Annotated in this window: 25 protein-coding genes; 20 read left to right on the top strand and 5 right to left on the bottom strand. The window is 52.4% G+C overall.

Annotated features, from left to right (window positions below; translation table 11 throughout):
* The first annotated feature begins 72 nt into the window (after window positions 1–72).
* The 8 genes from CYQ09_RS17240 to CYQ09_RS17205 all read left to right on the top strand — a co-directional run bounded on the left by CYQ09_RS17240 (window position 73) and on the right by CYQ09_RS17205 (window position 8846).
* Window positions 73–1065, top strand: coding sequence for an Hsp33 family molecular chaperone HslO (locus CYQ09_RS17240; protein WP_106746633.1), 993 nt, complete (start codon window positions 73–75; stop codon window positions 1063–1065).
* On the top strand, window positions 1058–1642 hold the full coding sequence (locus CYQ09_RS17235) for a CoA pyrophosphatase (protein ID WP_106746701.1): 585 nt from the start codon (window positions 1058–1060) through the stop codon (window positions 1640–1642). The genes CYQ09_RS17240 and CYQ09_RS17235 overlap by 8 nt, the downstream gene beginning before the upstream one ends.
* On the top strand, window positions 1639–2772 hold the full coding sequence (locus CYQ09_RS17230; RefSeq protein ID WP_106746632.1) for a CCA tRNA nucleotidyltransferase: 1134 nt from the start codon (window positions 1639–1641) through the stop codon (window positions 2770–2772). Before CYQ09_RS17235 ends, CYQ09_RS17230 begins: the two co-directional genes overlap by 4 nt.
* Window positions 2765–3346, top strand: a complete 582-nt coding sequence (locus CYQ09_RS17225; protein ID WP_106746631.1) for a LysE family translocator — start codon at window positions 2765–2767, stop codon at window positions 3344–3346. Before CYQ09_RS17230 ends, CYQ09_RS17225 begins: the two co-directional genes overlap by 8 nt.
* 43 nt (window positions 3347–3389) lie before the next feature.
* The gene (locus CYQ09_RS17220; RefSeq protein ID WP_106746630.1) at window positions 3390–5216 is read left to right on the top strand and encodes an ABC transporter ATP-binding protein; all 1827 of its coding nucleotides are present in this window, start codon (window positions 3390–3392) and stop codon (window positions 5214–5216) included.
* 17 nt (window positions 5217–5233) lie between these two features.
* On the top strand, window positions 5234–7066 hold the full coding sequence (locus CYQ09_RS17215; RefSeq protein ID WP_106746629.1) for an ABC transporter ATP-binding protein: 1833 nt from the start codon (window positions 5234–5236) through the stop codon (window positions 7064–7066).
* Entirely contained in the window at window positions 7066–8268 is a 1203-nt protein-coding gene (locus tag CYQ09_RS17210) for a class I SAM-dependent RNA methyltransferase (RefSeq protein WP_106746628.1), read from the top strand. The genes CYQ09_RS17215 and CYQ09_RS17210 overlap by 1 nt, the downstream gene beginning before the upstream one ends.
* Window positions 8269–8357: 89 nt before the next feature.
* Complete coding sequence (locus tag CYQ09_RS17205) at window positions 8358–8846, top strand: L,D-transpeptidase family protein (protein WP_106746627.1); 489 nt, start codon at window positions 8358–8360, stop codon at window positions 8844–8846.
* On the opposite strand, the gene CYQ09_RS17200 is transcribed toward CYQ09_RS17205, so the two are convergent.
* Window positions 8843–9388: a CAP domain-containing protein gene (locus CYQ09_RS17200; protein ID WP_106746626.1), complete on the bottom strand. Its 546-nt coding sequence runs from the start codon at window positions 9386–9388 to the stop codon at window positions 8843–8845. The genes CYQ09_RS17205 and CYQ09_RS17200 overlap by 4 nt on opposite strands.
* 167 nt (window positions 9389–9555) lie before the next feature.
* Between CYQ09_RS17200 and CYQ09_RS17195 the strand changes: the two genes are divergently transcribed.
* Window positions 9556–10137 (top strand): L,D-transpeptidase, encoded by a 582-nt coding sequence (locus CYQ09_RS17195; protein WP_106746700.1) that lies wholly within the window; start codon window positions 9556–9558, stop codon window positions 10135–10137.
* Here CYQ09_RS17195 and CYQ09_RS17190 read toward each other — a convergent pair.
* From CYQ09_RS17190 to CYQ09_RS17180, 3 genes are all read right to left on the bottom strand, one after another.
* On the bottom strand, window positions 10134–11396 hold the full coding sequence (locus tag CYQ09_RS17190; protein ID WP_106746625.1) for a serine/threonine protein kinase: 1263 nt from the start codon (window positions 11394–11396) through the stop codon (window positions 10134–10136). The genes CYQ09_RS17195 and CYQ09_RS17190 overlap by 4 nt on opposite strands.
* A gap of 216 nt (window positions 11397–11612) precedes the next feature.
* On the bottom strand, window positions 11613–12677 hold the full coding sequence (hemH, locus tag CYQ09_RS17185; RefSeq protein ID WP_106746624.1) for a ferrochelatase: 1065 nt from the start codon (window positions 12675–12677) through the stop codon (window positions 11613–11615).
* 57 nt (window positions 12678–12734) lie between these two features.
* Window positions 12735–13562, bottom strand: coding sequence for a methyltransferase domain-containing protein (locus CYQ09_RS17180; RefSeq protein WP_106746623.1), 828 nt, complete (start codon window positions 13560–13562; stop codon window positions 12735–12737).
* A gap of 22 nt (window positions 13563–13584) precedes the next feature.
* On the opposite strand from CYQ09_RS17180, the gene CYQ09_RS17175 reads away from it, so the two are divergent.
* The 4 genes from CYQ09_RS17175 to CYQ09_RS17160 are packed head-to-tail and all read left to right on the top strand — an operon-like array spanning window position 13585 to window position 15865.
* On the top strand, window positions 13585–14307 hold the full coding sequence (locus CYQ09_RS17175; protein ID WP_106746622.1) for a double zinc ribbon domain-containing protein: 723 nt from the start codon (window positions 13585–13587) through the stop codon (window positions 14305–14307).
* 30 nt (window positions 14308–14337) lie between these two features.
* Window positions 14338–14592, top strand: coding sequence for a glutaredoxin 3 (grxC, locus tag CYQ09_RS17170; RefSeq protein WP_106358680.1), 255 nt, complete (start codon window positions 14338–14340; stop codon window positions 14590–14592).
* On the top strand, window positions 14592–15422 hold the full coding sequence (locus CYQ09_RS17165) for a carbon-nitrogen hydrolase family protein (protein WP_106746621.1): 831 nt from the start codon (window positions 14592–14594) through the stop codon (window positions 15420–15422). Before grxC ends, CYQ09_RS17165 begins: the two co-directional genes overlap by 1 nt.
* The gene (locus CYQ09_RS17160; protein WP_106746620.1) at window positions 15422–15865 is read left to right on the top strand and encodes a MarR family winged helix-turn-helix transcriptional regulator; all 444 of its coding nucleotides are present in this window, start codon (window positions 15422–15424) and stop codon (window positions 15863–15865) included. The genes CYQ09_RS17165 and CYQ09_RS17160 overlap by 1 nt, the downstream gene beginning before the upstream one ends.
* 2 nt (window positions 15866–15867) lie before the next feature.
* Here CYQ09_RS17160 and ubiG read toward each other — a convergent pair whose 3' ends face one another.
* Window positions 15868–16614, bottom strand: coding sequence for a bifunctional 2-polyprenyl-6-hydroxyphenol methylase/3-demethylubiquinol 3-O-methyltransferase UbiG (gene ubiG, locus CYQ09_RS17155; protein ID WP_106746619.1), 747 nt, complete (start codon window positions 16612–16614; stop codon window positions 15868–15870).
* 49 nt (window positions 16615–16663) lie between these two features.
* Between ubiG and pip the strand changes: the two genes are divergently transcribed.
* The 7 genes from pip to nusA all read left to right on the top strand — a co-directional run bounded on the left by pip (window position 16664) and on the right by nusA (window position 25579).
* On the top strand, window positions 16664–17659 hold the full coding sequence (gene pip, locus CYQ09_RS17150) for a prolyl aminopeptidase (RefSeq protein WP_106746699.1): 996 nt from the start codon (window positions 16664–16666) through the stop codon (window positions 17657–17659).
* A gap of 59 nt (window positions 17660–17718) precedes the next feature.
* The gene (locus CYQ09_RS17145; protein WP_106746618.1) at window positions 17719–18711 is read left to right on the top strand and encodes an ABC transporter permease; all 993 of its coding nucleotides are present in this window, start codon (window positions 17719–17721) and stop codon (window positions 18709–18711) included.
* A complete protein-coding gene (locus CYQ09_RS17140; RefSeq protein WP_204353983.1) occupies window positions 18708–19907 on the top strand; it encodes an ABC transporter permease in 1200 nt (399 codons plus the stop codon). The genes CYQ09_RS17145 and CYQ09_RS17140 overlap by 4 nt, the downstream gene beginning before the upstream one ends.
* The gene (locus CYQ09_RS17135; protein ID WP_106746617.1) at window positions 19904–21550 is read left to right on the top strand and encodes an ABC transporter ATP-binding protein; all 1647 of its coding nucleotides are present in this window, start codon (window positions 19904–19906) and stop codon (window positions 21548–21550) included. The genes CYQ09_RS17140 and CYQ09_RS17135 overlap by 4 nt, the downstream gene beginning before the upstream one ends.
* Window positions 21551–21623: 73 nt before the next feature.
* A complete protein-coding gene (locus CYQ09_RS17130; RefSeq protein WP_106746616.1) occupies window positions 21624–23165 on the top strand; it encodes an ABC transporter substrate-binding protein in 1542 nt (513 codons plus the stop codon).
* 225 nt (window positions 23166–23390) lie between these two features.
* Entirely contained in the window at window positions 23391–23966 is a 576-nt protein-coding gene (rimP, locus tag CYQ09_RS17125) for a ribosome maturation factor RimP (protein ID WP_106746615.1), read from the top strand.
* Window positions 23966–25579, top strand: coding sequence for a transcription termination factor NusA (gene nusA / locus CYQ09_RS17120; protein WP_106746614.1), 1614 nt, complete (start codon window positions 23966–23968; stop codon window positions 25577–25579). The genes rimP and nusA overlap by 1 nt, the downstream gene beginning before the upstream one ends.
* The last annotated feature ends 14 nt before the right edge of the window (window positions 25580–25593 follow it).

The raw sequence follows: 25593 nt of genomic DNA, 5'->3' as shown, positions 1-25593 counted from the left end.
TACCCCTTGGACCGTGGCTTGTCCTGACTATATAGGCGCGGTATGCCAATTCCTGACATGTAAGGAAACCCTATGAGCCTCAGCGCTAAAATCGCTTGGGACGATACCGTCCTGCCTTTTCAACTTGATGCATCCGACATCCGTGGACGGGTGGCGCGGCTTGATGGCGTGCTGGAACAAGTGCTGTCGCAGCACGACTATCCACCGATGATCGAAGGCATGGTCGCCGAAATGGCTTTGCTGACCGCGATGATCGGCCAATCGATGAAAACACGTTGGAAGCTGTCGTTGCAAGTGCGTGGCGATGGCCCTGTTCGATTGATCGCGACAGACTATTATAGCCCAAGCGAAGACGGTGCGCCTGCAAGCGTCCGCGCCTATGCGTCTTACGATAAAGAAAACATAGATTTGAATGCTGACGCGTTTAGCCAAATTGGCAAAGGGTATTTCGCTATTTTGATCGACCAAGGTCAGGATATGACTCCCTATCAGGGTGTTACGCCAATTGCGGGAGCTTCTTTGTCTGCATGCGCTGAAACATATTTTGCGCAGTCCGAGCAGCTGCCAACACGGTTTTCACTGACATTCGGTCAATCGCAAATACCGGGTGAAGGTACGCATTGGCGTGCGGGCGGCGTTATGTTGCAACACATGCCAAAGGCATCTCCGTTTGCAAAAGGCGAAGGTGGATCGGGCGAAGACGGTCTATTGGAAGCCACTGATATTTTGAACGAAGACGAAACCGAAAATTGGACACGTGCCAACGCGCTGCTTGATACAGTTGAAGAAATTGAATTGATTGGTCCGTCAGTAACGCCGACTGATTTGTTGTTGCGTCTATTCCACGAAGAGCAACCGCGCGTTTTTGATGCGCAACCGGTTCAGTTTGGATGTACATGTTCCGATGATCGGGTTCGCCAAAGTCTTTCGATCTATTCTGCAAAAGACATTGGAACGATGACGACAGAAGAAGGCACAGTGACCGCTGATTGTCAGTTCTGTGGTGCGCACTATGTCTTTGATCCAGCGACACTGGGTTTTGAGGCCAAGGATGACGGTGCCTGATCTACGCACCCGTATTCGCGATGCGCTGTCCAACACGGGCGGCGCATCGTCTGATTTTGATCTGAATAAATCGATCCGGCCTGCGAACCTAACCCAAACTCCTGCTGCCGTACTTGTGGCTATTCGCCCTAAGTTAGAGACTGTTATTCTCACGAAACGGTCGGCACGATTAAAGCATCATCCGGGGCAAATTGCATTTCCTGGTGGCAAGAAAGACCCAACAGATCCTTCGCTGACGGATGCGGCACTGCGTGAGGCGAATGAAGAAATTGGGTTGCCGTATGGCGTCGTGGATATTTTGGGTGCGCTACCGACGCATCAAACTGTGACGGGCTATGAAATGACACCGATTGTTGGCATACTGACAGCAGAATACGATCCTGTTCCGGAAGCAGGCGAAGTCAGCGAAGTGTTTGAAGTTCCACTATCACATCTAGTCAATCCCGAAAACTATCGGATTGAAGGCCGTTATTGGCGTGGTCAAAGGCGAGAATACTATGCCGTTCCATATGGTCCATATTACATTTGGGGTGCAACGGCTCGCGTTTTGCGTGGATTAGCAGAGCGTCTGTCATGACCGTGATTGATGCACCTTGGCTAAACGACAAAGCAGCACAGCAGGTTTGTAGCGTTTTGACCGATGCGGGTTATCAGGCGTGGTTTGTCGGCGGTTGCGTTCGTAATGCGATTTTGGATGCTCCCGTTGCCGACCTTGATCTATCAACGGACGCGCATCCTGATATCGTGACAAAGCTTGCAAAGGCGGCAGGTTTAAGCGTTATCCCAACTGGGATTGAACACGGAACAGTCACTATTATTGCGGAAAACGTCCCTTTTGAGGTGACAACTTTTCGCCGAGATGTGGCAACGGATGGGCGTCGAGCAACCGTAGCATTTGCTGATAATATGGTTGATGACGCCCGTCGTCGTGATTTTACGATGAATGCCCTTTATGTCGGACCTGACGGTGTAGTCGTTGATCCACTGGGTGGATTGCCTGATCTGTTTGCCCGCAGGGTTCGGTTTATCGAAGACGCCGATCAGCGGATCAAAGAGGATTACCTACGCATCTTGCGGTATTTCCGGTTCCACGCGTGGTATGGTGCGATGGATGAAGGGCCAGACCCTGATGCGCTGGCGGCCTGCGCCGAAAATATTGAAGGTTTACAAACGCTTTCAGCTGAACGGGTCACAAGTGAGCTGTTGAAATTATTATTCGCACCTAATCCTGCGCCATCAGTTGCTTCTATGGCTTCGACAGGCGGGTTAGCACAGGTGCTTCCCGGTGCGAATGCAGGTATGTTGGCTGTGTTGGTTCACGTCGAAGGGCAGGCGGCAATGCATCCCGATCCAATCCGCCGTTTGGCCGTTTTGGGTGGCGACGTATCTGCGTTGCGATTGTCAAAAGACGAAGGCAAGCGGCTAAAGAACATGCACAGCGATCTGAGCTTGAACGAACAGGGGTATCGATTTGGTCACCAAGCCGCGCTAGATTACTTGGCTGTACAAGCCGCAAGTCTGGGTCAAGAAATCGATCCTAATAATGTTAAATTAGCAAATTTTTCTTCTGAACAAGTGTTCCCGCTTAAGGCTGCTGATCTCATGCCAAACCTACAAGGGCCGGCGTTAGGTCAGGCTTTAAAAAACGCAGAGGCACGATGGATTGCATCGGGGTTTACACTGACTAAGGCTGACCTGCTTGAGTGAACTAATCCCTTTATTTGGGTTTGTGTTCTTTGGGCTGTTTTCACCGGGCCCGAATGTCATATTGCTGACGGCATCTGGTGCGCGCTTTGGGTTTAGGCGCACGGTTCCACACATTTTGGGTGTGGCGCTGGGCGTTGGAGTTACCGCGGGTGTCACCGGATTTGGTATTGGCGCCCTGTTAAAGGCCCACCCAACGCTTGAGATTGTCCTTAAGATTGTCGCCAGCGTGTGGATACTATGGATGGCTTTCAATCTGTGGCGTGCTGATCCGGCGAAAAGCCAAGGTGGGGATCGACCGTTTACGTTCCTTGAGGCTGTATTGTTTCAGTGGGTAAATCCTAAAGTCTGGGCAGTGGCACTTAGCGCGACCGCATATGTCGCTGGCGCTTCGCCGACAGATCAGGCCGTCACACTTGGCTTAATGTTTTCGGGTTTGAACCTTGGGGTTTGTTTGTTTTGGGCGACTGCGGGCAGTTTGCTTGCCTATCTTCTGACCAACCAGGCCGCTTGGCGCATATTTATGCGGATTATGGCTGTGGCATTGGTCGGTTTTTCGGTGCTGGTTTTCCTCTGATTGAAACCTTGCTATGTCTTTCGCGTATCCGAAAGGCAGGTCTATGTTTCGTTATTTCGAAGGTCTGGTCGATCCTTATACCACCTATCAAGAAACCGATGTGCCGCCCACGCGGCTCTATCCATTTTTGCGGCAATACGCAGAGCCATTCATGGGTGTGTTTGCCACTACGGCAGTCGCGTCTGTAGTTATCGCCGCGGTCGAGATTTGGTTGCTTGGCTATCTTGGCCGGCTTGTCGACATTTTGTCGGGTGGTACCCCTGAACAGGTTTGGATACAAAGCGGGCTAGAGCTTATCCTCGTTGCCGTGTTTATCCTGACATTGCGGCCGGCCATCTATATTTTCCAAGTTTTACTGCTCAATAACACGATTTTACCAAATTTTGCGACGCTGGTGCGGTGGCGTGCACATAAACATGTCCTGCGGCAATCCGTCGGATGGTTCGAGGATGACTTTGCAGGCCGTATTGCCAACCGGATAATGCAAACACCCCCAGCCGCGGGCGAGGTCGTGTTTCAGCTATTCGACGCGATAACATTTGCGATTGCCTATGTGATAGGTGCGGCGATTTTGTTGGGGCAGGCTGACGCGTGGCTTATCGTGCCGCTTGCACTTTGGTTCATACCCTACGCGTTTCTTTTGCGTTGGGTTGTGAAACGTATTGGCCCCGCGTCAGAGGCTTCATCAAACGCGCGCAGTGCGATTACCGGACGCGTTGTCGATAGCTATACCAACATTCACTCGGTCAAGATGTTCGCGCATCACGACCGTGAAGTTGCCTATGCAAAAGACGCAATCGAAAAGGCGCGCAGTACGTTCCAAGCAGAGATGCGTCTTTACACGATCATGGACGTGGCATTGATGATCTTGAACGGTCTACTCATCGTTGGGGTCGTTGGCTGGGCGATCTATTTGTGGATGCAGGGTGTTGCCTCTGTTGGGGTTGTAGCTGTCGCGACGTCGTTGGCGCTGCGTCTGAATGCGATGTCCGGCTGGATCATGTGGGCAATCAGCAACTTTTTCCGTGAACTGGGTGTCGTCGCTGAAGGGATGAAAACCATCGCGCAGCCTATTCGGTTGTTGGATGACGATAGCGCTGGTGCCTTAAAAATGGGTGCAGGCGAGGTAGAGATTTCCGGCCTGTCCCATCACTATGGTAAGGAAAGCGGCGGTTTAGATAACATCAACCTGACGATCGCGCCGGGCGAAAAGGTCGGCCTTGTTGGGCAATCTGGTGCAGGCAAGTCGACGCTGGTTAAGCTGTTGCTACGCTTTTACGACGCGGAAGAAGGGCGCATTGTCATTGACGGACAGGATATTGCGTCTGTGAGCCAAGAAAGCCTGCGGCGCGTTATCGGGATGGTACAACAGGATTCATCGCTGTTGCATCGGTCTGTACGTGAAAACATCCTGTATGGACGCCCAAATGCCACCAAAGAGCAGATGATCGCCGCAGCCCAAAAAGCCGAAGCCCACGAATTCATTCAGGGACTTGAGGACGCTGAAGGCAATAAGGGTTATGATGCACGCGTTGGTGAACGCGGTGTTAAACTTTCGGGTGGTCAACGGCAGCGTATCGCGCTCGCGCGGGTTATTCTGAAAGACGCGCCGATCTTGTTACTGGACGAAGCGACAAGCGCGCTAGATAGTGAGGTCGAAGCCGCGATCCAGCAGACCCTTTATGGGATGATGCAAGGTAAAACGGTTATTGCCATCGCTCACCGGCTTTCGACCATCGCGCAGATGGATCGCATTATCGTTATGGATCACGGCCGTATCATCGAAGACGGCAGCCACGACGATTTGTTAGCAGCGAATGGGCAATACGCGCGGTTCTGGGCCCGTCAATCTGGTGGGTTCTTAGGATAATTTGAGCAGGACATAGAATGAAACCAGAGAACTGGATCGATCCGTTCGAACCCGCCGATGGGCCGCCCCCACAGACCTTGTTGGCGTTCCTAAAATGGTGTGTACAAGGCAGCATAAAAGTAGTGCTTTTGGCTGGAATAGTGTCTGCTTTAGCGGGAACATTAGAAGTCGCCACTGCTTTGATGTTGGGGTGGGTTATCGACGCGGCCCTTGCGTCTGATGCTGAATCGTATTTTTCGCAAAACATGATGCTGTTGCTTGGTGTCACCTTATTCTTTGTGGTCGTACGCCCGGTTTTCCTAGGTGTGTCCGGGTTTCTTCAAAACGTGGTCATCGCGCCATCCCTCAGCAACCTCATTTTGTCGCGATTGCATCGGCATTCGATTGGTCAGTCTGTCACATTCTTTGACGATGATTTTGCCGGCCGTATTGCGCAAAAGCAGATGCAAGCGGCCAGAGCGGCAACGGATTTGGTGGTCGATATGATCCACACTGTTGCCTTTGCGCTAGCGTCGCTTGTTGGGTCGATCATTTTGTTGCTGACAATGGATATGCGGTCCGCCGCGGTTCTGACGCTATGGGTGGTCGCCTATATCGGTATGATCAAATATTTCATGCCTCGCATTCGTAAACGCGCCACGGCACGTGCTGCAACGCGCGCGATGGTCACAGGGCAGGTGGTTGATACCATCACGAACATCAAAACCGTAAAGCTGTTCGCCCACGATGATTTCGAAGACCGCGCCGCGATCGAGTCCATGGAAAACTACCGTGATCGGGCAATAAATTATGGCTGGCTGTCGGCGACCTTTCGGTTTTGGCTTATGGCGCTGGGCGGGTTGCTTCCAATCATTTTGGTCGGCGCGACGCTGTATTTCTGGAGTTTGGGTTCAGCAACGGCGGGTGACATTGCCGCAGCTGGTGCGATTTCTTTGCGTTTGTCACAGATGACCGGATGGGTCAGCTTTACGTTGATGGGCATGTACGCCAACGTGGGCGAGCTTGAAGATGCGATGCATACTCTTAGCCCTGCGCATTCATTGACCGATGCTTCTGACGCTGCGGAGCTGAACGCGGATCAAGGCGCGATTGCCCTACAAGACGTCAGTTTTCGGTATGGTGGCGGGCCCGGTGGGCTCGATGGTGTGAACCTCTCCGTTGAACCGGGCGAAAAGTTGGGTTTGGTTGGTGCGTCTGGGGCTGGGAAATCGACATTGGTGGCTTTGCTACTGCGTCTTTACGACACCGAAGAAGGCGTTGTTTCGATTGACGGACAAGACATCCGGGGTGTCACCCAAGAAAGCTTGCGCCGTCAGATCGCGATGGTCACCCAAGAAACCGCGATGTTTAACAGGTCTGCGATTGATAACATTCGCTATGGCAAACCAGACGCGACCCAAGACGAAATCGAAGCAGCTGCCAAACAAGCTGAGGCGCATGAATTTATTCTGCAGTTGGTCGATCACAAAGGGCGCAAAGGCTATGATGCGCATCTTGGTGAACGTGGCGTAAAGCTGTCTGGCGGCCAACGGCAACGGATCGCGATAGCCCGTGCCATTCTAAAAGATGCCCCGATTTTGGTGCTGGATGAGGCGACAAGTGCTCTCGATTCCGAAGTAGAAGCATCGATTCAAGGCGCATTAGAGTCTATTATGGACAGTAAGACAGTGATCGCGATTGCCCACCGCTTGTCTACGTTGGCGCAAATGGACCGCATCATCGTGCTTGACGCGGGCCGCGTTGTTGAACAAGGAACGCACGACGACTTGCTGGCCAAAGGTGGGCTTTATGCCCGTTACTGGAATAGGCAGTCTGGTGGTTTCATAGATGCGAAAGATGCGGCGGAATAATGTTAACGATTGATAGCCTGACTCACCTTGGCATGGGGCGCGCATCTGATGGGCGGTCTTTGCTACCCCGTGTTCTTCCCGGTGAAGAAGTCGAAGTTGCCCAAGACGGTACAGTGCGGATTGTGACACCGTCGACCGACCGCGTTGCGGCATCGTGCCGACATTACAAATCTTGCGGTGGATGCGCGATGCAACACGCGACCGATGAATTCGTCGCCGACTGGAAGCTGGGCATCGTACAAAAGGCTGTTCATGCACATGGGCTTGCGCCTGATTTCCGCGCAGTGGCGACTTCACCAGCGCGGTCTCGTCGTCGTGCAAAGCTTTCTGGGCGCCGTACCAAAAAGGGCGCGATGGTCGGGTTTCACGGTCGCGCATCGCATACTTTGGTCGCTGTGCCTGATTGCCAGCTGGTCACACCTGCGCTGTTGGCCATTCAGCCCGCGCTAGAGGCGTTGACCGTCTTGGCGTGTTCGCGCAAAGGCGAGATTGACCTGACAGTGACCGATGCTGCGCTTGGTCCGGATGTATTTGTTGCGACGGACAAAGAGCTAACACCGCAGTTACGTGTTGAATTGGCGGCATTCGCAAACCAGCATGGTTTGTCGCGTCTGGTCTGGAACGACGAACCTGTCGTGACCATAAATGCGCCGAACCAAGATTTTGGCGGAACAAAGGTGACGCCTCCTCCGGGCGCTTTTTTGCAGGCAACAAAGCACGGCGAAACTACGCTGCTGCAAGCCGTCGAAGAAATTACGGCCAAGGCGAACCGTGTCGTTGATCTGTTTGCGGGATGCGGCACGTTCACACTGCCCATCGCTAAACGGGCCGAAGTTCACGCCGTTGAGGGCGAGGCTGAAATGCTGAATGCGCTTGATCGTGGTTGGCGCGAAGGTCATCAGCTGCGCAAAGTGACAACTGAAACGCGCGATCTATTCCGCCGTCCGCTAGAACCAGACGAGCTGCGCCACTTTGATGCTGCGGTGATTGATCCGCCGCGTGCTGGTGCCGAAGCCCAGATCGAGGCATTGGCCCGTTCCGAGATTAAAACAATCGCGATGGTATCGTGTAACCCTATCACATTTGCCCGCGATGCAAAAATGCTGACAGACGTTGGGTTTAGCATGCCTTGGGTGCAAACAGTGGATCAGTTCCGCTGGTCCCCCCACGTAGAGATCGTCGCCCCATTCACACGAAAATGAGGGTAAACTGCTAGAATTTCCTACCTTTTGCCACAATGTAGGGTTAAATTGCTTAAAAACGGCGAAGACCGGTACAAGTAGGCAGTGATATGATTTCAAGACGATCAGTAATGGTTGGCGCGGCAGCAGGTTTGGCCGGCTGTAGCGCAGGACCAGAAGTTTATAGCGGGCCGCAGGTGACCCGCATTCAGGTCCTTAAAGGACAGCGTACGATGCAGTTATTGCATCAAAACCAGCTTTTACGTGAATTTCGATTCCAGTTGGGTTTCTCACCCGAAGGGCACAAGGTGCACGAAGGCGATGGACGCACGCCCGAAGGGTCGTACTTGATCGACCGCCGCAACCCGAACAGTAGATATCACTTATCATTGGGCATTTCTTACCCGAATGCCAATGATGTTGCTTATGCACGCAGTCAAGGGTTGGACCCAGGCGGTGATATTTTTATCCATGGCACACCTGATCCGTGGGTCGGGAAGGCAGATTGGACCTGGGGGTGCATCGCCATTTCAAACAAAGAAATGGATGACGTTTATGCGATGGTCCAGACAGGTACCTTAGTAACGATCTACGCTTAGAATGTGATCGGGGCGATCGGTTGTGATACCGTTGGGTCGCTGCCCATGTTCATACACCACCAAAGTTTACCCGCGGGTTCTTGATACCAAGAGAAACCCATTGAACGCGCTGCCGGGTCCAAGATCACGGCACGCGTATCAGGTTGTCCCATCCATGCGGCAAGGGTCTGCAATTCGGTTTCATAAGATTCCGAAATGTTTTCGCCCAGCAACCTACCGGGGAACCCAGCGCGACGTGCACGGTCAAGCGGGCTGGATCCATCTGATCCGAATAACCATGGTCGGTTCTGTGCAGACATATCACGCGCATGTGTCGCTGCGGCTGCGTTTAACTGTGCATTCAATTCAACAGGTGCCGCGCCAGATGTGCCACGAAGCGAGTTTACGCTGTCTAGCATTCTGAATTGAACGGCCGCTTCGTCTTTGCTGGTGATCCGGTAGACAGTCTGCACAGGTAATCCATCAGGACCCAAAGCACGTTGCGGGTCACAGGCGGCCAAGGTGGTGGCCGCAAGCCCTAGGATCATCTCACGTCTGTACATTAGTTACCTAACTCGATTGCATTTTCCATCATTAGCGACATCAGCGGAACACTTCAAACCCACATTGCGTCACTTACATCCATCTGACATTTGTTTGAATTGCAGTGACTGACCAGACACATTAGATTGCAGGATTGAAAGAAGTTCATTCCGAACCGGAGACCGAAATGAGAAATGATCTGTCACGTCGTGCGTTTTTGGCCGCAGGTGCAGCTATGATCGGCACCGGTGCTGCGGCACAAACGGCCAATTCAACCGAAATTGAAAGCGATCTATCGCAGCAAGTTCAACGCAACATTTCTAGTTTTCGTTCGCTTGATTGGCAGCCATATTTCAGCAACCTGAATAACGGCGCTATCTTAGTCGATATTCAATCGCGTGCGCTGCACTATTGGTCTGAAGATCAAGCGATATACAAGCTCTACCCTACGAGCGTTCCGCTGACAGATGACCTGACCCGCACTGGCCGTACTGAAGTAACGCGCAAGGTCGAAGGCCCTAGCTGGGCGCCGACGCCGGCAATGCGTATCCGTAACCCTGAGTGGCCTGAATTTATTGGTCCGGGTCCAGATAACCCATTGGGATCGCATGCTCTTTACCTATCTTGGCAATATTACCGCATCCACGGTACGCACGACACACGCAAGATTGGTCGGCGGTCGTCTAACGGGTGCATTGGCCTGTACAATGAACAGATCGCAGAGCTGTTTGGCTATGCAAAAGTTGGCACACAGGTCTTACTAATTTAAGAGCTGAAACGCCGCGTGAACCATGCGCCAATACGAGACTTATTATGCCCATATGCTGTTGGTGTCGGTGGGGTATAAATAGGAATTTCGCTGGTCTTGGTGCGCGCGCGCGCTTTTGAACGCTCAATCGACCTAGACGTTTCTTCGTTGAATTCGTGCACCCAATCTGGAATTTTCTTTTTCGGCGTAGAAACAGGTTGCGGTTTACGGGTGTTTTCCCGAGGTTCTGAATTCAACACATATTCGTTTGTTTCAGACACAAGCCGTGTCAAAACCTGACCTAGGTTATCGCTTGGCTTAAGCAACAAAGGCTTAATGCGGCTTCGTTGGTCACCATCAATAAGATCAGACCATTCTCGTGCTGATTGGATCCGGTCTTTTGGTAATATCGACATGGCTTTGTCGATTGCTTCCAAAAATGTCCGATCGTATTCGTCAAATCGCCCGGCGAGCGGTTCGCATGGGTCTGGGTTTTGGCTGGCAAATTCAGCCATGCGTGTTTGGCTATTGGGCGGGGCTTTGCCAGAGATGAGATGATAGAACGAAGCACCAAGCGCGTAGAGATCACTGCTGGGGCTTTGTTTTCCACCCGCGAAATAGAATTCCTGCGGTGAGTATCCGTCTTTGACGACTAGAACAGCAGAAAGTTCGCGGGTTTCGCGGCTTGCTTCTTCTCTGGCTGCGCCAAAGTCGATCAGAACGGGATTACCCCATTTATCTAGCAAGATGTTATCTGGCGAAATATCGCGATGAAGTAGATCTTGGCGGTGAACAAGATCAACAGCATCAAGCAGCTTGATCAGTATGTCTTTGACTTGCTTTGGTTTTAGATTTTGTTCTTTGTCTTTGATGATGTCCAAAAGATCGCGGCCATCAATAAGATCTAGGATCATATAGGCGGTTTCATTGTCTTCAAAAATCCGGTGAACACCGACAACATTCGGGTGCCGCATTTTTGCGATTGTTCGTGCTTCTCGCATGAACATTTCAACGATTGACCGGTATTTTTCGTAATGCCTGTCGGACCGCACATAGACGTTTTTGCCGTCACGGCGACAAAATACTTCGGGGTAGCATTCCTTTACGACAACGCTGCGATCCAGATAATTATCTTGGGCAAGATAGGTAATACCAAATCCACCATTCCCAAGACGCCGTTTAATGGTGAATTGGTCGCCAAGCAGAACAGTCCCATTAGGAAGAGCCTCGCCACGGGTGGGCGAATTGGTAAGGTTCTTTTCTGGCGTCGCCGTTGTCATATCTTCTAAATGCGCACGCCAAAACGAGCGCCTTCCCCAAAACTCAAGTCAATGTTTGCCGGATAAATGTGGTGGGAATGCGGCCAGCAAGCAAAAAATCGCCTACAAACAATAACCTATGTTTACAATAATGTATAATTAATAATCATTGTATCCATCAACGCTCTAAATGAGGGCGTTGATGATCCGGATTGGCCTTAATTGGGCTGGGTGATTCTATTCAAGCCAACCTTGTAAATTCCGTTCGATCACGCCAGATAGCGCGTCGATGTGATCAGGATTATCATTCAGGCAAGGCACATATGTGAACCCTTCGCCGCCTGCGTGCTCAAAGCTTTCTCTGATCTCTTCGTTAATTTCTTCCAGCGTTTCGATGCAATCAGCCGAGAAAGCGGGTGCGCAAACAGCGATATCTTTGACGCCTTCTTCGCTTGCTAGTCTGGCGACTTCTTTTACCGTGTATGGCTTTAGCCATTCTTCGCGACCGAAAATTGACTGAAATGTCGTCATGATCTGGGTGTCTTCCCAGCCAAGACGTTCCTTTAGTAGGCGTGTCGTTTTCTGGCAGTGGCAGTGATATGGATCACCCTCATGCAAATAGCGTTCTGGCACGCCATGGTACGAGCAGATCAGCTTTTCAGGTTTTTTGTCAGCGTTTGCGTAGGCCTTTTCCACGGATTTCGCGAGCGCATCAATATACGCGGGGTCTGCGAAATATGGTTCTACGACACGGGCGACAGGTTGCCATTTTTCTTCCATTAGAGCGCGGAAAAATTGATCGTTCGCGGTTGCCGATGTTGCCCCAGCATAGTGTGGGTAAAGTGGGAAGAATAGAATTTTGGTACAACCTGCCTCGGTCATTTCACGGACTTTGGATTTGGTCGAAGGGTTGCCGTACCGCATGCAAAAATCGACCATGACATTATCGCCATAGCGTTCTTCCATTTTTGCTTTGATCGCTGCGGTCTGCTGTTTGGTGATCGTCAGCAGTGGGCTTTCGTCTGCTTCGTTGTTCCAAATGGTTTTATATGCAGCGCCGGATTTCGAAGGCCTGATCGTCAGAATGATCAGTTGTAGGATTGGTTGCCATTTCCATGCGGGGTAATCGACAACCCGTTTGTCGGACAGAAATTCATTCAGATAGTGCCGCATCGACCAATAATCGGTGCCGTCCGGTGTTCCAAGGTTTGCCAATAGAATACCCACCTTCTCAGGTTTGATCTTTGGATGGTTAGTTGGGGCGTGGGCAGGGCAGGTTGCAGGCTGCGATTTATCTGACATGTGCGTGGCCTTTTGGAACAGATGTTTAGAGCGGAGTTAAATAGTTTACGTGCGAGGTCAATCTTTGGATTGATCTAAGGGCGTTTCTGTCGCGCCTAGCGCATCGGCAAGCCGGGTCGTCGCGCTGCCGGGACGTAGTGGTTGTTGCTGCCCTTCGCCCGGTGACCAGCCGGTTAGGGTGATCAATTCAAATGTTGCATCAACCCTACCATCATCGTTGCCAAAGTGTTCGGCGTAAATGCTTGCGGTTTCGGTCATCACGTTGCGACGTGTCATGTGTTTAACCCGCGCGTCTAGCGCGTTGGCTTCGCCCATTTTGCGCAAATCGTGCATAAGATGAAATGCGTTAGCATAGCTTGCAGTCAGCGGTGTGGCGTCTGCAACAGGCAGTGCAAAACCCGCGCGCTGTAGCAACGCGCCTAGATCACGAATTTCGCCCATCGGTGCGATACGTGGCGATATCCCTCCGGCGACGATGGCTTCGGCTTCTGCCAATGATGCGCGCAGTTCATGCAGCGTTTGGCCGCCCAAGAACCCGCAAAGTAATAATCCATCGGGTTTCAGCGCATGCCGACACTGGACAAGTTGCCCGACAGGATCGTTTGACCAATGCAGCGCCATAACGTGTAAAATCAGATCATGGGTTTCGGGTTGCGCCGATAGAGTATCGTCGTCCGCCAAAATGGTCGCGTTTGGAAAGGCCTGCGCCCAAAAATCAGGAAATCCAGTAACGATCGCGACGGACGTAAAGGTTCTGTTAACCTCGTTCAGTCTTTCTTGCAGCTCAGCGGCCAATGTTTCGTGCAAGAACAGCGCATCCGCGTCCGCGCGGGCGCGATTACGTTGTAGGGCGAGGCGGTCAACAAGTACGGGCATATTTTCCATGCCCTCCATCTAGGGTGCAAACATGCGAATGCAAAGCGTGATCAGAGCAATCTACCCTGCGCAATGCGTCGCATGTGACGCACAAACGGAATCTGAATTTGGACTTTGTGGTGATTGTTGGCGTGAAACGCAGTTTATTGGCGGACTTATTTGCGACACGTGTGGCGCGCCGCTTCCGGGCGAAGATACAGGCGCAATCGAACAATGTGATGATTGCATGACGATTGCGCGACCGTGGGATCGTGGACGGGCAGGATTAATATACACTGGTATTGGTCGCCAGCTGGTGCTTGGTTTTAAGCACGGGGATCGCACTGATCTCGCGCGACCTGCAGCAATATGGCTGTCGCGTATGGTTCGCCCGCTTATACATGACGACACAGTTTTGGTGCCAGTACCGTTGCATTGGGTACGCCGTGTGAAACGGCGCTATAATCAGGCTGCGTTGCTCGCGACTGCACTGGGGCGGGAACTGGGTGTTCCTGTTTGTGCTGATGCTTTGGTGCGGTCGAAAAAGACCAAACCACTTGAGGGGCATAGCCGCGACGAACGTTTTGCTGCGCTTTCCGGTGCGATTGTCCCAAACCCAAAGCGGACCAATTTAATCGCGGGAAAGTCAGTATTAGTTGTGGACGATGTAATGACGTCCGGTGCAACCTTGGCCGCCAGCGCAGAGGCTGCAAAGACTGCTGGTGCCACACATGTGTCTATTGTTACACTGGCACGAGTTGTCAAAGACGCTTAGATGCAGGGTAACTGTACTAAGGATGAAGCGATGAAAACTGTTGAGATTTACACAAAATCGACTTGCGGGTTTTGCCATATGGCAAAGCGTCTTTTGACGGCCAAAGGCGTGAGCTTTGCTGAGGTCGATATTCTGGCCCAGCCTGATCGACGCGCCGAAATGATCCAGCGCGCGAATGGTGGCAGCACTGTTCCGCAGATTTTTATTGAAGGAAATCATATCGGTGGCTGTGATGATCTGATGGGGCTTGATCGAAGTGGTAAGTTGGATGCTATGCTGGCCTGATGAAGGCCGCACTTTTACAACTCAATGTCAGCGATTCTCCGGAAGCAAACCTGCCCGGAACGGTTGACCTCGTCGCGCGCGCCGCTTCGTTGGGCGCGGGTTTTGTTTTGACGCCGGAAGTCACGAATTGCATTTCGCAAAGCCGACAACAACAGCAAGAAGTCTTGCAGCACGAGGAAGACGACCTAACGCTTGCAGGGTTATGCGCTGCTGCAAAAGACAACGGCGTCTGGCTGTCGATTGGGTCGCTCGCGCTGAAAACGGATGATGTGGATGGGCGATTTGCGAATAGATCCTTCTTGATCAACCCAGAGGGCGAGGTCGTCGCTCGGTATGACAAAATTCACATGTTTGATGTCGCGGTGTCTGAGACCGAAGTTTATAATGAATCTGCAGGTTATCGTCCCGGTTCGCGGGCGGTTGTCGCAGAAACACCGTTCGCAAAGCTGGGGCTAAGCATCTGCTTTGACGTCCGTTTCCCGTATCTCTACCGCGCGCTAGCGCAGGGTGGAGCGGACGTTATTCTTGTTCCATCTGCATTTTCGCCCGTCACAGGTGCCGTCCATTGGGAATCTCTATTGCGTGCCCGCGCTATTGAAACCGGGTCGTACATCTTGGCTGCGGCACAGACAGGTGAACACGCATCCTCGACAGGAAAACCCAGACGGACCTATGGGCATTCGCTCGCAATTTCACCTTGGGGCGAAGTGTTAGCGGATTCTGGCTCGGCGCCGGGCATCGCAATGGTTGATATTGACCTATCAGAAGTGGCAGAAAGCCGGAAACGTATTGCGGCCCTTACTCAAGACAGGGCCTTTGAAGGGCCTTAATGTCGGAAACCACGAATAATCTCGCTGTTTCACTATTTAGTGAGATTCTTGTTGTCGACCAATTGGCGCGGGCAAGTGTCGCGCGGGTATTGCCTAAGGGCATGGAGCTATCGCATTTTTCGGTTCTGAACCAACTTGGTCATGCCGGGATGGAACGCACACCGGCGCAACTGGCAAAAACGTTTCACCTGACGCGCGGTGCTATGACCAATACTGTCAACAAATTGGAACGCGCCGGTTGGGTGCATATTCGTCCGGATTGGGATGATGCACGTCGCAAGATGGTTTCAATTAGCCCGGCAGGCCAAGCAGCCCGAGACGCCGCGCTGGCCGCTATCGCGCCTGTCATCGCCGAAGTTGTTGATAAAGTTGGCGCAGACAAGGTGCGCATTGCCTTGCCCGTTCTTCGTGAATTACGTCTAAAGCTAAGTGAGCTCGAGTAGCATTAAGTAATTGGCTTTGTTGCGGCTGTGACATAATTCACGGATAAATCGCGGTCTGATATCGACCATGTGAAACGGGCAAAGTTGAATACGAAACCTTTCCGGTCAACGGGGGTCATTCCTGCATTTTTAATCAATGAAAACAGTTCATCCGGTGTGATGAACTTGGCCCATTCATGGGTACCTTTGGGTAGCCAACGCATGACCCACTCTGCCCCGACAATCGCCATTGCAAAGGATTTTGGGTTTCGGTTGATGGTAGAACAAATATGAATGCCGCCGGGTTTCAATAGTTGCTGGCAGGCGGTCAGGTAGCCAAGCGGATCTGCAACATGTTCGACCACTTCCATATTTAGCACGGCATCAAATTGCTCTCCAGCGTCAGCCAATGCCTCGGCAGTCACGTGACGATAGTCGATATCCAGCCCGGATTGTTCGGCGTGCACCATAGCGACCGGAATATTTCCCGCCGCTGCGTCAGCGCCTACGACAGTCGCGCCCAACCGTGCCATGGGTTCGCAAAGTAACCCACCACCGCAGCCGATATCTAGTATGCGCAGGCCCTCGAACGGCTTGGGTTCGGTCAAGTCACGCCCGAATTCAGCGGCGATTTGGCGCGTGATATAATCCAAACGCACCGGATTCATCATATGTAATGGCTTGAACTTTCCGTTCAGATCCCACCATTCTGCTGCCATGGCTTCGAACTTGGCGATTTCAGATGGGTCGACGGTGTTGGTGGCAGACATGCGCTTGCTCCGGATGGTCAGTGCTTCTTAGACGCGATATAGGATGATTATGGACAAAGTCGTAGGACAAAAGAGCGCATACGCATATCTTTACCCGCCCATTGACCCATTTGATCGGCAAATGCTGGACGTGGGCGATGGGCATCAGATCTATGTTGAACAATGCGGGAACCCGAATGGTATACCTGTTGTCGTGCTTCATGGGGGTCCGGGTGGCGGCTGTAGCCCAGCAATGCGCCGATATTTTGACCCGGCGGTCTATCGCGTGGTGCTGTTCGATCAACGCGGGTGCGGTCGGTCACGCCCCCATGCGAGCGTAGAGGCAAATACAACTTGGCACTTGGTCGCTGATATCGAAATGATCCGATCTGTTCTAGAGATCGGTTCATGGGTGGTCTTCGGCGGAAGCTGGGGCGCGACACTTTCTTTGATCTATGCCCAAGCGCATCCGGACCATGTATTGGGCTTGGCCCTGCGCGGTGTTTTCTTGATGACACAGCCAGAGCTAGACTGGTTCTATGGCGGCGGCGCGGGCAAGTTCTGGCCAGATTTGTGGGACCGCTTTACATCTTTGATCCCCGAAGATGAACATGATGATCTTATCGCCGCATATCACCGTCGTTTATTCGGTGGCGACCGTTCTGAAGAAGTTAAACATGCCCGTGCATGGGCGGCTTGGGAAAACGCGTTGGCCGCGATTGATAGCGATGGGGTAACAGGTGAAGCGCCGGCTGAATATGCCCGTGCATTTGCAAGGCTCGAGAACCATTATTTCGTCAACAGCGGATTTTTGGCGGAAAACCAACAAATTTTGCACCCCGATCAGATGGCGAAAATTGCGCATATTCCGGGGGTCATTGTGCAGGGTCGTTACGACATGATTTGTCCGCCGACATCTGCGCATAAGCTATCGAAACTATGGCAGAATTCCCGGTTGACGATGGTTGGCCGTGCTGGTCACGCATTGTCCGAACCGGGCATTAGCGCAGAGCTCGTCCGCAGCATGGATATGTTCAGCGCCAAAGGGGACTTCTTGGGTCTTTAGGGTTTACAGCTGAATTCTAGCCGTTACTGTTACGTCTAACTAACTGGGAACACGTTATTTTGGACAATGTCCTAAAGATTATCATGCAGCGTCTTGCGCTGGGCTTGCTTACTTTGCTTATCGTATCAGTGGTGATCTTTGTTGCAGTGAACATGCTGCCCGGCGATTTCGCGCAAGCGATTTTGGGGCAAGGCGCCACCGAAGAATCCGTTGCGGCAATTCGCCGTGATCTTGGTTTAGATCAGCCAATGATTACGCGGTATTTTGATTGGTTGGGCGGTGTTGTTCAGGGTGATTTTGGTGCAAGTTTTGCTAGCGCAAACGCTGCCAGCTTTAGTGGCACAACATCTGGCGTAAAAACGGTGGCGCAACAGATCGGACCACGTTTCGCCAACACGATGTTCCTTGCGGCGGTAACTGCTGTCATTGCGGTCCCTCTGGCTGTCACTTTGGGTATCTTGGCCGCGCTTTATCGCAATTCGGTGTTTGATCGCGCTGCGAACATTTTCACGCTCACGTCGATCTCTAGCCCTGAATTCTTTCTGGCCTATGTCTTGATCTTGTTCCTTGCTGTGCTGAACCCGATCTTTCCATCCTTGTCGAATATTTATGACGGGATGGCGTTTAGCGAACGGTTGAACAAATCCATGTTGCCTGCGCTGGTACTGACCCTTGTTGTGACGGCGCACATGATGCGTATGACACGCGCGGCGATCATCAATCTGTTGGCCAGCCCATACATCGAAATGGCGCGCCTTAAGGGGATGTCTCCGATGCGGGTGATCGTTAAACATGCGCTGCCAAATGCGCTCGCACCGATTATCAACGTAGTTGCATTGAACTTGGCCTATCTGATCACCGGCGTTGTCGTGGTCGAGGTGGTGTTTGTTTACCCCGGTATCGGCCAGTTGTTCGTTGATAGCGTTAAGACCCGCGACATTCCGGTTGTTCAGGCCTGCTGCCTGATCTTTGCCGCCGCTTATATTTTGCTGAACCTGACGGCTGACATTATGTCGATCCTGTCCAACCCACGTCTGAGGCATCCGAAATGATACTATGGATCGCAGCAGTATTGATTGGCATGGGCGCTTTGGCGTGGGTGTTTCGCTTTGCCGGGCAGGCCGCGACAGGGAACGCACCCAAGTTTCGCGATATGCCGTTTGGTGTCGCCTACGGTTATGTCTTGGCGGCTTTGGTCGTTGGCTGGTTGATCTGGGCCTATTTTCAGGGTCGCAGCAGTGATCCTGCCATCGCGAATAAGTTCTTCTTTCTACGCATAGGCATCGAAGGTTTCATTATCTTTGCCATTGCGGCATGGTTGTTCCGTCTTGCTGGCCGTCGGGTCGGCACCGCGTGGAGCCGCAAGATGTTCCGCGCCATGCCTTTGACTGCGGCCTTTGGCGTCATGATCATTTTGATCTACGCGATCTTGGCAATCTTTGCTGGCCTGCTGGCACCATATGGCCAAGAACAAATCATTCCGGGCGTTGCCGCCAACATCACCCCCGGTGGGGACCCTGCGTTGGGTGGTAACCTTGATTTTCCATTGGGCACGGACCAGATTGGTCGCGATATTCTGAGCCGCTTGATTTACGGCGCGCAGAACACAGTTGGTATTGCTTTTGCAACAACGCTTCTGGCGTTCTTCTTGGGCGGCACGCTCGGGTTCTTGGCCGCGACATTCGGCGGTTGGTTGGACCAAGTGCTATCGCGCATGGTCGATGTGCTGATGGCGATCCCTTCACTGATCTTTGCATTGTTGTTGATGACAATCGCAAGCGTCTGGGCGCCGCGTCTGGGTATCCCGCTCACCGTGTTCATGGTGATCATCATCGCTGTAATCGACAGTACGCGTGTTTTCCGCCTTTCGCGTGCAGTCGGGCAGAACATCGTTGTGATGGACTATATCGAGGCTGCAAAGCTGCGTGGCGAGGGCTTTGGCTACATCATTTTCAAAGAAATTCTGCCCAACGCGACTGCACCTCTTCTTGCTGAATTTGGCCTGCGCTTTTGCTTTGTGTTCTTGACCATTGCCGCACTGTCGTTCCTTGGTGTGGGTATCCAGCCGCCATTGGCCGACTGGGGCACGATGGTTCGCGATCTAAGTGGTTTTGTGAACTACGCACAATTTGCGCCAATGGCTGCGACTGCACCACTGTTGGCGGCGGGTGCGATTGCGCTGCTAACCGTCGCTGTGAACTTTGTTGTCGACTGGATGCTGCATAAATCATCGGGGCTAAAAGAATGACCGAACCGCTGTTGAAAATGCGCGGCGTCAAGATCGAAGGCCGCAGTGACGAAATGTGGAACCCGATCATCAATGGTGTTGATCTAACGTTAGCTCGTGGAGAGGTCCTTGGCCTGATCGGTGAATCTGGCGCGGGGAAATCCACGCTGGGTCTGGCCGCGATGGGTTATACCCGCGATGGCGTTCGGATTAGCGACGGTACGATTGAATTCGACGGTATTGATCTGCTGACCGCATCTGCTGCGGTCAAACGTGAATTGCTAGGTAAGCGGATCGCATATGTCGCGCAGTCCGCCGCCGCCAGCTTTAACCCTGCACATCGCCTGATCGACCAGCATGTCGAAGGTCCTTCGCAACATGGCGTGATGAGCCGGGCCGAAAGCGAAGCCGACGGGATGGAGCTGTACCGCAAGCTGCGTTTGCCAAACCCGGACGAGATCGGCTTTCGCTATCCGCATCAGGTATCTGGCGGACAATTGCAGCGCGCAATGACCGCGATGGCGATGTCATGCCGTCCTGATTTGATTGTTTTTGACGAACCGACAACTGCGCTAGATGTGACCACCCAGATCGAAGTGTTATCGGCCATCCGCGATATCGTTGATCAGTTTGGCACCGCTGCGATTTATATCACGCATGATCTGGCCGTTGTGGCGCAAATGGCTGACCGGATTAAGGTGCTGCTAAAGGGTGATGAGGTCGAAACCGCCGATACCCGCACCATGCTCGACGCGCCAACACAAGAATACACGAAATCGCTTTGGGCTGTGCGCAGCTTTGAACGCCCGGCCAAACCTGCGATTGCGACCGGCGCTGTGCCTGTTGTCAGTGTGCAGAATGTCGATGCCGCATATGGGACGACCCCTGTTCTGCACGACGTTAGCTTTGACATGCACGAAGGCCGCACTGTCGCTGTGGTTGGTGAATCTGGGTCAGGTAAATCCACGACTGCACGGTGTATTACCGGGTTGCTGCCCCCAACGTCTGGACAGATTTTGCTAGACGGAGAGGCCCTGCCGGCGAGTTACAAAAAACGCAGCAAAGATCAGTTGCGTCAGGTGCAGATGATTTATCAGATGGCCGACACCGCGCTAAACCCACGTATGTCCATCGGTCAGATCATCGCGCGCCCGGTCCAGTTTTATCTGGGGCTGACGGGTGCTGCGAAACGCAAACGCGTCGATCAGTTGTTAGAACAGATCGAGCTAGAGCCGTCAGAATACTATAACCGCCTGCCATCAGAACTGTCGGGTGGTCAAAAACAACGGGTTGGAATCGCGCGTGCCTTAGCGGCCGAGCCAAAGTTCATCATCTGTGATGAGGTTACATCCGCGCTGGATCAACTCGTTGCCGAAGGCATCCTGCGTTTGTTGGCTAAATTGCAGGACGACTTGTCACTTTCATATATGTTCATCACACATGACCTCGCGACTGTGCGCGCAATTGCAGACGAAGTCGTCGTGATGAAAGATGGTCGCGTGGTAGAGCAGGGCCCAAAGGCCGACATGTTTACCCCACCGCATCACGCCTACACAGATCTATTGCTTAGCTCGGTCCCTGAAATGGATCCGGATTGGCTGACTAATCTGCTGAAAGAACGCGGAGTTGATAACGTCGGCGACGCAGCAGTCGATAAGATGTAACACGAATCACCCATTCTAAGATGGGATAAGCGGGCAAAATATCGCCCGAATAAGATAACTGGGAGTACGATCAATGAATGGAATTAGTAGACGCGGTCTGTTGAAAACGGGTGTCGCCGCTGGCGTATTGGGTCTGTCCGGTATGCCGCTGCGCGCGCAAACACGTGGCGGTAAATTCACCGCTGGCCTAAACGGCGCAAACACATCGGATAGCTGGGACGGGCGTACGCACGCCGATATGTTCATGATCGGTGCCGGTATGGGCGCTGTTTTTGATTGTCTGACCGAAAACGGTGCTGACGGTTCGCTCAAAGGTGAATTGGCAGAAAGCTGGGAAGCAAGCCCAGATGCCAAAGTTTGGACATTCAACCTGCGTCAGGGCGTGACATTCCACAACGGCAAATCTTTTGGCGCTGATGATGTGATTGAATCCCTTCAACTACACGTGGCCGAAGGTTCGAAATCTGGCGCGCAGCCGATCGTCTCTGCGATCACCGAGATGAAGAAAATCACTGAGCATCAGGTTCAGTTCACGCTTGCCTCTGGCAACGCTGATTTCCCATATCTGATGTCTGACTATCACCTGTTGATCTACCCTGCTGGTCAGATCGAAGAGGCGATTGCAAAAGGTATCGGTACGGGTCTGTACGAAGTCGTCGCATTTGATCCCGGCGTACGTTTTGTCGGTAAGCGTTATGAAAACCACTACAAAGGTGACAGCGCTGGTTTCTTTGATGAAATCGAATACATCGCGATCAACGACAACACGGCACGTATGAACGCACTGCTGACTGGTCAGGTTGATGCGATCAACCGGATCGACTTTAAGGGCGAAGCGCTGCTGAACGCGAACCCTGCTGTGCGCGTGCAAGAAGTGACTGGCAACCAGCACTATACTTTCCCAATGCACACCAATACCGCGCCATTTGATGACGTGAACGTGCGTCAGGCGCTAAAGTACGGCATCAACCGTCAGGAAATGGTCGACAAGATCCTTCTTGGTCACGGTCAGGTTGGTAACGACAGCCCAATCGGTCCAGCGAACCAATACTACAACGCTGATATGGAACAACTGGCTTACGATCCAGACAAGGCAAAGTTCCACCTGCAGCAAGCCGGGCTTGATAGCCTTAGCATCGATCTGTCTGCATCCAACGCAGCGTTCGAAGGTGCAGTTGACGCGGCACAGTTGTTCCAAGCATCTGCATCTGCAGGCGGGATCAACATCAATGTAGTGCAGGAGCCCGCTGATGGGTACTGGTCCAACGTTTGGCTGAAGAAACCATTCTGTGCGTGTTACTGGTCTGGTCGCGCGACAGAAGATTGGATGTTCTCATCTGCTTATGAATCCGGCGCACCTTGGAACGATACCAAGTGGGAAAACGCGCGCTTCCAAGAGCTATTGATTGCGGCACGTGCAGAGCTGGATAGTGATACGCGCCGTGATCAATACGGCGAAATGCAACAAATCCTTAGCACTGAAGGCGGTGCATTGGTGCCAATGTTTGCGAACTACGTACAAGCTGTGAACAACCGGATCGCATCGCCTGACGTTGTTGGTAACCTATGGCAGATGGATAACTGCCGCATGGCAGAGCGTTGGTGGGGTGCGTAAGTCGCACCGTGTTAACCAATCTAATGCGCCCCTCCGAAAGGTGGGGCGTTTTTGCTTTGGGGCGGCATTTTGGCGTTCTTAAAATAGCAAAACGCGGAGGGGTTGCAGACTCGGGCGTCTCGGCGTATATGATCGGCAATAGCGGCGCCTTGGCTTCCAAAACCAACGGCTCCACCGGGAAATATCAACGGGCCGCGCGCCCGTTTTTTTGTGCTTGAGAGAGATATGAACGACCTGATCGCTAAAGCGGCCATCGACCGCCGTATCGCTGAAATTATTACCCCTGTCGTCGAAGGCATGGGGTTCGAAGTTGTGCGGGTTCGTCTGATGACCGGCAAGGAAAGTATTTTGCAGATCATGGTGCAAAAACCTGATGGCACGATGGAAGTCGACGATTGCGGGCACGTGTCCACAGCGCTTAGCGCGGTGTTGGATGTCGAAGACCCGATTGTTGATGTATATAACCTTGAGGTGTCCAGCCCGGGTATCGACCGTCCGCTGACCCGCCTAAAAGACTTTGACCAGTGGGAAGGCTTTGAAGCCAAGATCGAAACCGATGAGCTGATCGACGGTCGTCGTCGCTTTAAAGGTGCGTTGGCTGGGACTGATGGCGACGAAATCCTGATCACGATCCCAGAGGGAACGATTGGTCTGAAATTTGAATGGCTGTCAGACGCCAAATTGGTGCTGACAGATGAATTGATCCGCGACGTGCTGCGCGGACGCAAAGATGCGGGCCAGATTGATGAGGCCCAATTTGATGAGATTGAAACCATAATCGACGGTGAGGAGAACACCTGATGGCATATACTTCCGCGAACCAGCTGGAACTTTTGCAAACGGCCGAAGCCGTCGCGCGCGAAAAGAACATCGAAGCCGGCTTGGTTGTCGAAGCGATGGAAGAATCGCTCGCTCGGGCTGCTAAATCCCGTTACGGCGCTGAAATGGACATTCGTGTTTCCATCGACCGCAAGACAGGTAAGGCGACGTTCACACGTGTACGCACCGTCGTCGAAGACGAAGAACTGGAAAACTACCAGTCCGAATTCACGGTAGAGCAAGCCAAAGAATACATGGAAAACCCCGAAGTGGGTCAGCAGTTCATCGAGGAAGTTCCCCCCGTTGAACTTGGTCGTATCGCTGCACAATCTGCGAAACAGGTTATCTTGCAGAAGGTCCGCGAAGCTGAGCGTGACAAGCAATACGAAGAATTCAAAGATAAGGCCGGTACAATCATCAACGCGCTGGTTAAGCGCGAAGAATACGGCAATGTTATCGTTGATGTGGGTGCTGGCGAAGCTGTCCTGCGCCGTAACGAAAAAATCGGCCGCGAGGCATACCGCCCGAACGATCGTATCCGTTGCTTTATTAAAGAAGTACGTCGCGAACAGCGCGGTCCTCAGATTTTCCTTTCTCGCACAGCGCCAGAATTCATGGCTGAACTGTTCAAAATGGAAGTCCCTGAAATCTACGAAGGCGTGATTGATATCAAAGCCGTCGCACGTGACCCAGGTTCACGCGCTAAGATCGCTGTAATTTCTTACGACAACTCGATCGATCCCGTCGGTGCCTGTGTTGGTATGCGTGGTAGCCGTGTTCAGGCCGTTGTAAACGAACTGCAGGGCGAAAAAATTGACATCATTCCTTGGAATGAAGATATGCCAACGTTCCTTGTGAATGCGCTTCAGCCTGCCGAAGTGTCCAAAGTTGTTTTGGACGAAGAAGCTGGCAAAATCGAAGTTGTTGTTCCTGATGAACAATTGTCACTGGCCATTGGTCGTCGTGGTCAAAACGTGCGCCTTGCTTCGCAACTGACTGGTTTGGATATCGACATTCTGACCGAAGAAGAAGAATCTAAGCGTCGTCAGGCTGAATTTGAACTGCGGACGAAATTGTTCATGGATGCACTTGATCTGGACGAGTTCTTTGCCCAACTACTCGTATCAGAAGGGTTCACCAACCTTGAAGAAGTCGCATACGTTGAAGTTGATGAATTAACAGTCATCGAAGGCGTTGACGAAGATACAGCAAGCGAATTGCAAACCCGTGCTCGAGAGTTTTTGGAAGCAAAAGCCAAGAAAGCTATGGATGCTGCCCGTGAGTTGGGTGTGGAAGATAGCCTCGCAAGCTTTGAAGGCCTGACCCCGCAAATGCTTGAGGCATTGGGTAAAGATGGCGTTAAGACGTTGGAAGACTTTGCAACCTGCGCTGACTGGGAACTGGCCGGTGGTTGGACCATTGTTGATGGTGAGCGGTCCAAAGACGACGGCGTTCTAGAACCATTCGATGTGTCCTTGGAAGAGGCGCAGAATATGGTCATGACTGCGCGTGTAATGTTGGGTTGGGTTGATCCGGCTGAACTCGAAGCGGACACAGACGATGAAGACGAACTGACAGAGGAAGAAGAGGCCTAAATTTAGGCCTTTTA

This window comes from Yoonia maritima (genome assembly GCF_002933395.1).
Taxonomy (GTDB): domain Bacteria; phylum Pseudomonadota; class Alphaproteobacteria; order Rhodobacterales; family Rhodobacteraceae; genus Yoonia; species Yoonia maritima_A.
Note: the sequence above shows the minus strand (reverse complement) of the source record. Positions and strands in the feature narration are given on the sequence as shown.